Source organism: Leclercia adecarboxylata, from assembly GCF_006874705.1.
In the GTDB taxonomy this organism is placed as follows: Bacteria; Pseudomonadota; Gammaproteobacteria; order Enterobacterales; family Enterobacteriaceae; genus Enterobacter; species Enterobacter adecarboxylatus_C.
Map to the genome: position 1 here is coordinate 768054 of NZ_CP035382.1, position 10408 is coordinate 778461.

The window sequence follows — 10408 nt, forward strand, 5'->3', positions numbered from 1 at the left end:
AGGCAAACGCGACCGCTGTAAACTCTGATGAAATGGTTAAAAACCAACCGGGAGACGTTATGATCAAGCAAAACAAAAAAATCGATTCTGTTAAAGCGACTGCTGCTGCCAAACGCGCCGCAGACTTCTGGGCAACTATTGACGGCAACAAACTTGCACAAGTGGGCCAGCGGGAAAAAGAGATGGACCTCGTTGGGCCAACAAAGAAAGCTGAACTCGTTAACGTCGGCTAACGGAGTATCCCACTACGCGGCACGTTCATCCCAGCCCTCTTCCTCCAGGGAGAGGGGATCCCTCTCACCCCACTTCCCGCATCTCCGCCGCCAGATACACCCGCACATAGCGCACAAACTTGCCGACAAATATCCCGGCGAACAGCCCGCCGGTGATGATGGCGAACGCACTCACTCCGGGGCGCAGCAGCACATCAGGCGCGATGGCGCTCATCACCCCCAGCACATACTTCACCGCAAAGGCGAGCATCATAAAAGGCAGGGCCGAATAGTCCGCCTCACGATAGATGCTGCGCGGCGCGACGGCGCGGGCCACCGCCGTGCGTTTGATCAGGATGTAGCCCATCGCCGCGCCGCTGAGTAATCCCACCAGCCACAGGGAGCCGGTCGCCAGCGTCAGCTTGCGGAAAACCAGCAGATCGTAGATATCCCAGAGCAGAAAAATAGCCGGGATGATGGCCAGCTTCTCCAGCGCCACGGTCGCGGGCCTGCGCGCCTTGATGCCCCGGCTTATCAGAAACAGCAGGATGAGATAGACCCAGAAGGGAGTGTGGATCAGGACACCCGAAACGAAATCAATCATATGGCTCACCGTTGCAGCTAGCAGGATGACACCGCGTCACCGCTCCGGCTCAGTATTGACCAACGTACCCGATTCACCATCATACTTTATCAGGGTATTTAATCCTGCCCTTCGTTTACTCTTTATGAAGTAGCATTTTCCATGAATCACTGTAATCCATGCATAATATACTCAACCGCTTCGATAGATTATTTTTTAGTCACTCTTCCGCGCTGCGAATAATATAGGAAATCAATTAAGACTAATCCCACGTATTTTTATTTTTTATGCGCTATGCATCGCTTACCCTAATTGTAAACTTCAGTAAAGAGCCCCGCCACGCCTGGCATCGCGCGTTTCAACGAGACAGAGAAAAACGCGTTAAGCCGTTATCCCGGAAGGTCGTTTGATAACATCACCTTGAAGGAAAATATTCTAAAAACAAGCGAACCGATATTTCCTCCAACTCATCAGATGGACTGGAAATTATTCCAAAATTCTCGTTTGACTCTTCAAAAATAGCGGCTAAATTTAATTCTGAACGACAACGGATACGAATGAAAACGTATCTTACTGACATAAACGATGTATATGAGGAAACATAATATGGCAGAGCAACGTGGTGGTTCAGGTAATTTCGCACAGGATCGTGAAAAGGCTTCTGAAGCAGGGAAAAAAGGTGGACAGCAAAGCGGCGGTAATTTCAAAAATGATCCGCAGCGCGCTTCTGAAGCAGGCAAAAAGGGGGGTCAGCATAGCCATGGTGGTGGACGTAAATCTGACAACTCTTAATTCATCTCATTATTAAAGCCTGTTATTCACTTTAATCGGTACTCTGCGGGTCCGCGGGCTCGCAGAATTTTTATGTCACTGGAGAAAAGCGTATGAATATGAAAAGCATAGAAGATGTGTTTATTCACTTGCTATCTGACACCTACAGTGCAGAAAAACAGCTAACCCGTGCGCTGGCAAAGTTGTCCCGCGAAGCCTCCAGCCCGGATCTGAGCGCTGCGTTTAAAGCGCACCTGGAAGAGACCCACGGCCAGATTGAGCGTATCGATCAGATCGTGGAGAAAACGCCCAATATTAAACTGAAAAGAATGAAGTGCGTGGCAATGGAAGGCTTAATTGAAGAAGCCAATGAAGTCCTTGAAAGCACAGAAAAAAATGAAGTACGCGATGCAGCCTTGATCGCGGCGGCGCAAAAAGTCGAGCACTACGAAATTGCCAGCTATGGCACGCTCGCCACCCTGGCCGAGCAATTAGGCTATACCCAGGCGGTAAAATTATTAGCCGAGACGCTGGAAGAAGAGAAATCCACCGATCTTAAACTCACCGATTTGGCCGTCGGTAATATTAATCAGAAAGCGGAAAAGTAAGCCTGAATTAACCGAACCCGAGGAAGAAAATATGAATCACGTAGAACACTACCATGACTGGCTACGCGATGCTCACGCCATGGAAAAGCAAGCCGAATCAATGCTCGAATCAATGGCCAGCCGCATCGATAATTACCCTGATGTACGCGCCCGAATTGAACAGCATATTTCTGAAACCAAGCACCAGATTACCCTGCTGGAAGAGATCCTCGATCGTAACGATATTTCCCGCTCGGTTTTAAAAGACTCCATGAGCAAAATGATGGCGTTCGGCCAATCGATGGGTGGCATGGCCGCATCGGATGAGATCGTGAAAGGTTCGATTAGCGGCTACGTTTTCGAGCAGTTCGAAATCGCCTGCTATACCTCCCTGCTGGCTGCGGCGAAAAAAGCCGGAGACGTGGCTTCGATCCCTGCCATCGAATCTATCCTCGCGGAAGAGCAGCGCATGGCCGACTGGCTTATCCAGCATATCCCGGATACCACGGAACAATTCCTCCTGCGCTCTGACGCCGAAGGCGTTGAAGCGAAAAAATAACCCAGGAGTGAGCCTATGTTTCGACACGTAAAACAGTTGCAATACACCGTTCGCGTCGCTGAGCCAAATCCCGGCCTCGCGAACCTGCTGCTTGAGCAGTTCGGCGGCCCTCAGGGCGAGCTGGCTGCCGCCTGCCGTTACTTCACCCAAGGTCTGGGGGATGACGATGCAGGTCGCAGAGAGATGCTGATGGATATCGCTACCGAAGAGCTGAGCCACCTTGAAATCATCGGGACGCTGGTCGGTATGCTGAATAAAGGTGCCAAAGGCGAGCTGGCAGAAGGCACCGAACAGGAAGCGGAGCTCTATCGCTCCCTGACGGCCAATGGTAACGATAGCCATATCACCTCCCTGCTGTACGGGGGTGGGCCACCGCTGACCAACTCCGGCGGCGTACCCTGGACCGCGGCCTATATCGACACCATTGGCGAACCTACCGCTGACCTGCGCTCGAATATCGCAGCGGAAGCGCGCGCCAAGATCATCTATGAACGCCTGATTAACGTCACTGACGATGTCGGGGTAAAAGATGCCCTCGCGTTCCTGATGACCCGTGAAGCCGCGCACCAGCTCTCGTTTGAGAAGGCGCTGCAGTCGATTCGCAATAATTTCCCACCGGGGAAACTGCCGCCTATCGAACAATATTCAACCACCTACTACAATATGTCTGAGGGTGACGATCTTCGCGGCAGCTGGAACAGCGACGAAAACTTCGAGTACGTTGCCGATCCGCAACCTGCCGTTGACGGTGGCGACGGGAGCGCTCAGGTCTCGCTTTCGAAAGAGCAGGCCGCTCTGTTGAAAGCGATGGCATCGCGCACCGAGTCGGATCCGAAGGCCAATCCGTTGACTGGCGCGGAGCTGGGGGCCGGTAAGAAAAAACCGTAACCCCGCGCCGAAGTAAATGCTGTACCACGATGCCCCGTTTCTTACGGGGCATTTCGCTGACAGGGGTAGAGTACGATGTTCGAACTCGATGCATTCCATCTCGCCAGGCTTCAGTTCGCCTTCACAGTGTCGTTTCACATTATCTTCCCGGCCTTAACCATCGGCCTCGCCAGCTATCTGGTGGTGCTCGAGGGCATGTGGCTGAAGACGAAGAATGACGTCTGGCGCTCGCTGTATCACTTCTGGTTAAAAATCTTCGCCGTTAACTTCGGCATGGGCGTGGTCTCCGGTCTGGTGATGGCCTACCAGTTCGGCACCAACTGGAGCGGCTTTTCCCAGTTTGCCGGGAGCATCACCGGCCCGCTGCTCACCTATGAAGTGTTAACCGCCTTCTTCCTCGAAGCGGGTTTCCTCGGCGTGATGCTGTTTGGCTGGAACAAGGTCGGGCCCGGCCTGCACTTTTTTGCCACCTGCATGGTGGCGCTCGGCACCCTGATGTCCACCTTCTGGATCCTCGCTTCCAACAGCTGGATGCACACCCCGCAGGGCTTCAGCATCGAGAACGGCCAGGTGATCCCCGAGGACTGGTTCGCCATTATCTTTAACCCCTCCTTCCCCTACCGCCTGATCCATATGTCCATCGCCGCCTTCCTGAGTAGCGCCCTGTTTGTGGGCGCATCGGGAGCCTGGCATCTGCTGCGCGGCAACGACAGTCCGGCGGTGCGCAAAATGTTCTCGATGGCGCTGTGGATGGCGCTGCTGGTCGCACCGATTCAGGCCTTTGTCGGGGATATGCACGGCCTGAACACCCTGGAACATCAGCCGGCGAAAATTGCCGCCATTGAAGGCCACTGGGAAAATCCACCCGGTGAAGCCACGCCGCTGCTGCTGTTTGGCGTACCGGATATGGAAGAGGAACGCACCAAATACGGGCTGGAGATCCCGGCGCTCGGTAGCCTGATCCTTACCCACAGCCTGGATAAGCAGGTTCCGGCGCTGAAAGATTTTCCGAAAGATGAGCGACCCAACTCGCTGATCGTCTTCTGGTCGTTCCGCGTGATGGTGGGCCTCGGGCTGCTGATGATCCTGATGGGCGTTATCAGCCTGTGGCTGCGCCACCGACACCGCCTGTACCACTCCCGTCCGTTCCACTGGTTCGCCCTGAGCATGGGCCCCGCCGGTCTGGTGGCGATCCTCGCGGGCTGGATCACTACCGAGGTGGGCCGCCAGCCGTGGGTGGTATATGGCTATCTGCGCACCATTGACGCGGTGTCGCTGCACAGCACCCTGCAGATGAGCATCAGCCTGCTGGCGTTTATCGTTGTCTACTGCTCGGTGTTTGGCGTGGGGTATGTCTATCTGGTGCGGTTGATTAAGAAGGGACCGCAGCCGACCGACAATCTCTCGTTGAATACCGACGGCAGGCCCGCGCGTCCGCTCTCAGCGGCTGAACCGGTACCGGAAGAGGAGAAACCATAATGGGCGTCGATATCTCAGTGATCTGGTTTGCCATCATCGTCTTCGCCACCCTGATGTACATCATTATGGATGGGTTCGATTTAGGTATCGGGATGCTCTTCTACTTTGAGCGTGACCCGCAGGCGCGGGACGTGATGGTCAACAGCGTCGCCCCGGTGTGGGACGGGAACGAAACCTGGCTGGTGCTGGGAGGCGCGGGGCTGTTCGGCGCCTTCCCGCTGGCCTATGCGGTCATTATCGACGCCCTGACGATCCCGCTGACCGCCATGCTGATCGGCCTGATCTTCCGCGGCGTGGCCTTTGAATTTCGCTTCAAAGCCACGCCGTCCCACCGCGCCTTCTGGGACTACTCCTTCGCCGGCGGTTCGCTGCTGGCGACCTTCAGCCAGGGCATTGTGGTGGGGGCGATGATTAACGGTTTTGACGTGGAGGGCCGTCGCTTTGCCGGTTCCGCGCTGGACTGGCTGACGCCCTTCAACCTCTTCTGCGGTCTGGGGCTGATGGTGGCTTATACCCTGCTGGGCACTACCTGGCTTATCATGAAAAGTGAAGGGGCGTTACAGCGTCATATGCGGGAACTGACCCGCCATGTGCTGCTGGCGCTGCTGGGGGTCGTGGCGGTGGTCAGCATCTGGACGCCCCTCGGCTGGCAGTATGTTTCCGAACGCTGGTTCTCGTTGCCTAACTTCTTTTACTTCATGCCGGTGCCGCTGCTGGTGGCGGTATTTGGGATCTGGATCTGGCGGCTCACCCGCAACCCGCACAGCCACGCCCGGCCTTTCCTTTTCACCCTCGGGCTGATTTTCCTTGGTTTTAGCGGGCTGGGTATCAGCCTGTGGCCCAACATTATCCCGCCACGCATCACCATCTGGGACGCGGCCGCCCCGCCTTCCAGCCAGCTGTTTATGCTGGTGGGCACGCTGCTGATCATCCCGCTGATTCTGGTTTACACCGCCTGGAGCTATTACGTGTTCCGCGGCAAGGTGACGGATACCGAGGGTTACCACTAAGCTGCAACATCGCCGGGTGGCGGCTACGCCTTACCCGGCCTACCACACCCGCAGCATGCACCATCCGTAGGCCCGGCAAGCACAGCGCCGCCGGGCGTTGTCGCATAAGGCCCGGTGCGCGATAAAAAGCCGGGTGGCGGCTACGCCTTACCCGGCCTTCAACCCCCGCAGCATGCACAATCCATAGGCCCGGCAAGCACAGCGCCGCCGGGCGTAGTCGCATAAGGCCCGGTGCGCGATAAAAAGCCGGGTGGCGGCTACGCCTTACCCGGCCTGCCACACCCGCAGCATGCACGAGCCGTAGGCCCGGCAAGCACAGCGCCGCCGGGCGTTGCCGCATAAGGCACGGTGCGCAATAAAAAGCCGGGTGGCGGCTACGCCTTACCCGGCCTAACACACCCGCACCATGCACAATCCGTAGGCCCGGCAAGCACAGCGCCGCCGGGCGTTGCCGCATAAGGCCCGGTGCGCAGTAAAAAAGCCGGGTGGCGGCTACGCCTTACCCGGCCTACCACACCCGCAGCATGCACCATCCGTAGGCCCGGCAAACACAGCGCCGCCAGGCGTTGCCGCATAAGGCCCGGTGCGCAATAAAAAGCCGGGTGGCGGCTACGCCCTACCCGGCCTACCACACCCGCAGCACGCACGAGCCGTAGACCCGGCAAGCACAGCGCCGCCGGGCGTTGTCGCATAAGGCCCGGTGCGCAATAAAAAGCCGGGTGGCGGCTACGCTTTACCCGGCCTACCACACCCGCAGCATGCACCATCCGTAGGCCCGGCAAGCACAGCGCCGCCGGGCGTTGCCGCATAAGGCCCGTTGCGCGATAAAAAAGCCGGGTGGCGGCTACGCCGCATGCACGAGCCGTAGGCCCGGCAAGCACAGCGCCGCCGGGCGTTGTCGCATAAGGCCCGGTGCGCAATAAAAAGCCGGGTGGCGGCTACGCCTTACCCGGCCTACAACACCCGCAGCATGCACGAGCCGTAGGCCCGGCAAGCACAGCGCCGCCGGGCGTTACCGCATAAGGCCCGGTGCGCAATAAAAAAGCCGGGTGGCGGCTACGCCTTACCCGGCCTACAACACCCGCAGCACGCACGAGCCGTAGGCCCGGCAAGCACAGCGCCGCCGGGCGTTGCCGCATAAGGCCCGGTGCGCAATAAAAAGCTGGGTGGCGGCTACGCCTTACCCGGCCTACGAACTACTTCCGGCGTCCGAGGCATTTTCCAATCAGCAGCAGCCCCGCCAGCGCGACGGTGCCGAGCAGGGTTTTGCCCGGCACGCCGGAGGTCATCGCCGCAGCGCGGGGTTTAGCCTCCGGGGAAAAACGCCCGTGTATCCGGTGTTCGCCGCCGACCGGTTCGGTCAGGTTGTTCCGCCGGTCAGGTGGGTTGAGCGCCTCGTCCATCTGCCCTTCCCAGGCTTTTTTCACCATCATCCGGTCGAGAAAACCGGGGAACAGGAACTGGCCAACAATCGCTCCGATGGTGCTGCGCCCCACCCACAGCTCGCGCACCGGTCTCTGCACCACGCCAAAGATGGCCTCGGCGGCGACCTCCGGCTGAAATACCGGCGCCACCGGGCGCATGCTGTAAGCGAACTTATTCCGCGCCCAGTCAAACTGCGGGGTGTTGAGTCCCGGCATCTGCACCATCGCCAGATGCACGCCGCTGCGCTCATGCATCAGCTCGGTTCGCAGCGCGTCGGTAAAGCCGCGGATCGCCGCCTTGGCGCCGCAGTAGGCCGATTGCAGTGGAATGGAGCGGTAGGCCAGCGCGGAACCGACCTGGATAATCACCCCGCTGTCGCGGGGTATCATCTGCTCCAGCGCGGCCCGGGTGCCGTTGACGCAGCCCAGATAGGTCACCTCCGTCACCCGGCGAAATTCATCATCGGTGATGCTGTAAAACGGTGCCAGGGTGGTACACATGGCGTTGTTTATCCACACGTCGATAGCGCCCAGCCGGTCGGCCAGCGTCTGCGCTGCCCCGCTTAATGCCGCGGCATCGGCCACATCCAGGCTCACCGCATGGCAGTTGACGCCATAGTTCGCCACCTCCGCCCGCGTGGCTTCCAGGCTGTGGTCATCGCGGGCGATCAGGCCCACGTCGTAGCCTGCCGCTGCAAAACGCAGCGCCGTGGCCTTGCCTACCCCAGCCGTTGCACCGGTAATTACCACCACACTCATAGCCTCTCCTTAATGCAGCTGCTTTTTCCAGTGCGGGATCTGCCGCAACAGTTCAGAAAGCGCGTAGCGAACCGCTTTCTCAATCACGTCTTCACACTCGCCGGTGAAGTGCTGCACGGCGGTGGTCACCTCGCCGCGGAAGCACCAGCCAAACCAGACGGTGCCCGCCGGGGTGCCATCCTCGCCGCCGTCTGGCCCCGCATATCCGCTGATGGCGATGCTGACATCCGCATCGGCCAGCTTCAACGCCCCCTCGGCCATCTCGCCCACCGTCTGGCTACTGACGGCGGTGTACTTTTCCAGGGTGGCATTACTGACCCCCAGCACCTTGTGCTTGGCTTCATTGTTGAAGGTCACCACGCCGGTGCCAAAGAACGAGGCGGTATCCTTTTCTGCACAGAGCGCAGAGGCCACATTGCCGCCGGTACAGGACTCGGCCGTGGTGAGCAGCCAGCCTAAATCGATTAACACCGTCGACACTTGACTGGTAAGTTCCTTGGTGGTTTTGGCCTGGTTCCAGATATTTTCTTTCATGATTCACTCTCTTCGGGAATAATCGAAATATGCCCATTGCGTTCAAGGATTGCGTATTTAATTTTTTCCAGCTGATATATTCCGTGGTTTTGTCGAGCCGACACCAGAATGTCGTCGCAGGAGACATCCACCTTTTTTAATTTTTCGTTCTGTAATTCACCGTGAACTACCAGAATAACCGGAGAGCCATCAAGCATCGATTCCGCGCCGGAGATATATTTTTTTGCCACGCCGAAAAGCATATCAATCACCACCAGCGTAATAATGGTGAGCATGGCCCCGGTTACCGAAAAATCTTCCCCCAGCAGCGCCTGCTGGGTGGCCTCACTAATAATCAATAACAGGATCAAATCAAAGCTGGTCATTTGCAGCAGCGCCCGCCTTCCGGCGATTTTAAAGACCACCAGCAAAATCAGATAAATCGCCGCCGCCCTGAGTATCATTTCCATACTGGTCCCCTACGGATAGATAAATTGCCAGAAAGAGAGACCCGGCTGATTATTTAACGTGACAGTGGTGACGGTTTTACCGGGTTGATCCGGCGTGCTATAGAGCCAGACGGTAAAATCCTGACGTGGTTTCGCCTCCTGATAAACCAGCACCAGCTCCCCGCCCTCGCTGTGCATTTCGTCAGGCTGCGGCCAGATATTATCGGTTTGCGTTCGCGCCATATATTCCCCGCCAATACGCACTGTCACAGGGGCATTACTTTGCCCCGGCAGGGTAATTTTCAGCTCCAGGGGAGATTGCAGACGACCAAAACGCTGGTATTCCACCTGCACGCTTTTGGCGGCGTTGGTTTTTGTCGCTTCGCTAAAATAACCGCCCGAAAAAAGCCCCAACAGCGCAGCGGCAATAATCAGCAATAACAGAACGAAACCGAAGCGGTGGGCGTCGTATTCAAACTGCAGTGCGGCATGGCTTTGTTTCACGCCGGGTAAAGGAGGGGAATTTTCTTTTACTTTCGCCATATATCACCTCACCGCTTCGTTTATTAAGATTATACAGCCAGATGATTTTTAAAGATAAATTTGATTAAGACTGTTCCTGTTTGCAAAATAAAAAATAGCAACCAGGCTTAATCTGTCAAGCAGGTTAAACCAAGGAGGCAGTATGAAATTAACCGTCGCACCCTTATTGTGTTGTCTTTTAATCTCAGCGGCATATGCCGATGATAATGGTGGACTGAAGAAAGATGCTGCCCCGCCACCGCCGCATTCGCTGGATGAGGGTTACCGCGGCACCGAGGATGCCCGAACCATGACCGTGGAGCAGGCCAAAGAGATGCACGATGGCGCGACCATCTCCCTGCGCGGGAATTTAATTGATGGCTCCGGCGGCGATAAATTTAAATTCCGCGATAAAACCGGCACAATCGATACCATTATTCCTCAGGCTGTATTTGATGGGCGTGAAGTCAAGCCTGACAATATGATCAGCATTAACGGCAGTCTGGATAAAAAGATGAACCCGCCAGTCGTTCGCGTCGACCGCATTCAGAAATAGCGTGTAATTTCACTTAAGTTTCACGTGGATATTTCCCGACATCCACGTGAAACGCCCCGATATATTCTTTCCCGATACTAACCTACCAGAATTAAG

At 56.7% G+C, this 10408-nt stretch carries 13 protein-coding genes; 8 read left to right on the forward strand and 5 right to left on the reverse strand.

The window, feature by feature from the left end; translation table 11 throughout:
• Positions 1 to 59: 59 nt before the first annotated feature.
• Entirely contained in the window at positions 60 to 233 is a 174-nt protein-coding gene (locus ES815_RS23735; RefSeq protein WP_166183533.1) for a hypothetical protein, read from the forward strand.
• Positions 234 to 297: 64 nt separating this feature from the next.
• Here ES815_RS23735 and ES815_RS04555 read toward each other — a convergent pair whose 3' ends face one another.
• On the reverse strand, positions 298 to 816 hold the full coding sequence (locus tag ES815_RS04555) for a hypothetical protein (protein WP_142486810.1): 519 nt from the start codon (positions 814 to 816) through the stop codon (positions 298 to 300).
• A gap of 585 nt (positions 817 to 1401) precedes the next feature.
• Between ES815_RS04555 and ES815_RS04560 the strand changes: the two genes are divergently transcribed.
• From ES815_RS04560 to cydB, 6 genes are all read left to right on the forward strand, one after another.
• A complete protein-coding gene (locus ES815_RS04560) occupies positions 1402 to 1587 on the forward strand; it encodes a general stress protein (protein WP_103180815.1) in 186 nt (61 codons plus the stop codon).
• 92 nt (positions 1588 to 1679) lie between these two features.
• Complete coding sequence (locus ES815_RS04565) at positions 1680 to 2174, forward strand: ferritin-like domain-containing protein (protein ID WP_106994953.1); 495 nt, start codon at positions 1680 to 1682, stop codon at positions 2172 to 2174.
• A 31-nt stretch (positions 2175 to 2205) separates the two neighbouring features.
• Positions 2206 to 2712: a ferritin-like domain-containing protein gene (locus ES815_RS04570; protein WP_142486811.1), complete on the forward strand. Its 507-nt coding sequence runs from the start codon at positions 2206 to 2208 to the stop codon at positions 2710 to 2712.
• A 15-nt stretch (positions 2713 to 2727) separates the two neighbouring features.
• Positions 2728 to 3600: a manganese catalase family protein gene (locus tag ES815_RS04575; RefSeq protein WP_142486812.1), complete on the forward strand. Its 873-nt coding sequence runs from the start codon at positions 2728 to 2730 to the stop codon at positions 3598 to 3600.
• Between the two features lie 75 nt (positions 3601 to 3675).
• Entirely contained in the window at positions 3676 to 5079 is a 1404-nt protein-coding gene (locus ES815_RS04580; RefSeq protein ID WP_142486813.1) for a cytochrome ubiquinol oxidase subunit I, read from the forward strand.
• Positions 5079 to 6089 (forward strand): cytochrome d ubiquinol oxidase subunit II, encoded by a 1011-nt coding sequence (cydB, locus tag ES815_RS04585; RefSeq protein WP_142486814.1) that lies wholly within the window; start codon positions 5079 to 5081, stop codon positions 6087 to 6089. Before ES815_RS04580 ends, cydB begins: the two co-directional genes overlap by 1 nt.
• Positions 6090 to 7285: 1196 nt before the next feature.
• On the opposite strand, the gene ES815_RS04590 is transcribed toward cydB, so the two are convergent.
• The 4 genes from ES815_RS04590 to ES815_RS04605 are packed head-to-tail and all read right to left on the reverse strand — an operon-like array spanning position 7286 to position 9777.
• Positions 7286 to 8272 carry an SDR family oxidoreductase gene (locus tag ES815_RS04590; RefSeq protein WP_142486815.1) on the reverse strand — a complete coding sequence of 329 codons (987 nt, stop codon included), beginning with the start codon at positions 8270 to 8272 and terminating at the stop codon, positions 7286 to 7288.
• 9 nt (positions 8273 to 8281) lie between these two features.
• On the reverse strand, positions 8282 to 8806 hold the full coding sequence (locus ES815_RS04595) for a 2-oxo-tetronate isomerase (RefSeq protein WP_142486816.1): 525 nt from the start codon (positions 8804 to 8806) through the stop codon (positions 8282 to 8284).
• Positions 8803 to 9255, reverse strand: a complete 453-nt coding sequence (locus tag ES815_RS04600) for a DUF421 domain-containing protein (RefSeq protein WP_142486817.1) — start codon at positions 9253 to 9255, stop codon at positions 8803 to 8805. The genes ES815_RS04595 and ES815_RS04600 overlap by 4 nt, the downstream gene beginning before the upstream one ends.
• Before the next feature lie 9 nt (positions 9256 to 9264).
• Entirely contained in the window at positions 9265 to 9777 is a 513-nt protein-coding gene (locus ES815_RS04605; protein WP_142486818.1) for a hypothetical protein, read from the reverse strand.
• 142 nt (positions 9778 to 9919) lie between these two features.
• Here ES815_RS04605 and ES815_RS04610 point away from each other — a divergent pair, with 142 nt between their 5' ends.
• On the forward strand, positions 9920 to 10312 hold the full coding sequence (locus ES815_RS04610; protein ID WP_142486819.1) for a YdeI family stress tolerance OB fold protein: 393 nt from the start codon (positions 9920 to 9922) through the stop codon (positions 10310 to 10312).
• The last annotated feature ends 96 nt before the right edge of the window (positions 10313 to 10408 follow it).

What these genes read in the sequence shown, in the direction of transcription:
- ES815_RS23735 (WP_166183533.1), top strand. Translation starts at nt 60, where the DNA reads ATGATCAAGCAAAACAAAAAAATCGATTCTGTTAAAGCGACTGCTGCT.
- ES815_RS04555 (WP_142486810.1), bottom strand. Translation starts at nt 816, where the DNA reads ATGATTGATTTCGTTTCGGGTGTCCTGATCCACACTCCCTTCTGGGTC.
- ES815_RS04560 (WP_103180815.1), top strand. Translation starts at nt 1,402, where the DNA reads ATGGCAGAGCAACGTGGTGGTTCAGGTAATTTCGCACAGGATCGTGAA.
- ES815_RS04565 (WP_106994953.1), top strand. Translation starts at nt 1,680, where the DNA reads ATGAATATGAAAAGCATAGAAGATGTGTTTATTCACTTGCTATCTGAC.
- ES815_RS04570 (WP_142486811.1), top strand. Translation starts at nt 2,206, where the DNA reads ATGAATCACGTAGAACACTACCATGACTGGCTACGCGATGCTCACGCC.
- ES815_RS04575 (WP_142486812.1), top strand. Translation starts at nt 2,728, where the DNA reads ATGTTTCGACACGTAAAACAGTTGCAATACACCGTTCGCGTCGCTGAG.
- ES815_RS04580 (WP_142486813.1), top strand. Translation starts at nt 3,676, where the DNA reads ATGTTCGAACTCGATGCATTCCATCTCGCCAGGCTTCAGTTCGCCTTC.
- cydB (WP_142486814.1), top strand. Translation starts at nt 5,079, where the DNA reads ATGGGCGTCGATATCTCAGTGATCTGGTTTGCCATCATCGTCTTCGCC.
- ES815_RS04590 (WP_142486815.1), bottom strand. Translation starts at nt 8,272, where the DNA reads ATGAGTGTGGTGGTAATTACCGGTGCAACGGCTGGGGTAGGCAAGGCC.
- ES815_RS04595 (WP_142486816.1), bottom strand. Translation starts at nt 8,806, where the DNA reads ATGAAAGAAAATATCTGGAACCAGGCCAAAACCACCAAGGAACTTACC.
- ES815_RS04600 (WP_142486817.1), bottom strand. Translation starts at nt 9,255, where the DNA reads ATGGAAATGATACTCAGGGCGGCGGCGATTTATCTGATTTTGCTGGTG.
- ES815_RS04605 (WP_142486818.1), bottom strand. Translation starts at nt 9,777, where the DNA reads ATGGCGAAAGTAAAAGAAAATTCCCCTCCTTTACCCGGCGTGAAACAA.
- ES815_RS04610 (WP_142486819.1), top strand. Translation starts at nt 9,920, where the DNA reads ATGAAATTAACCGTCGCACCCTTATTGTGTTGTCTTTTAATCTCAGCG.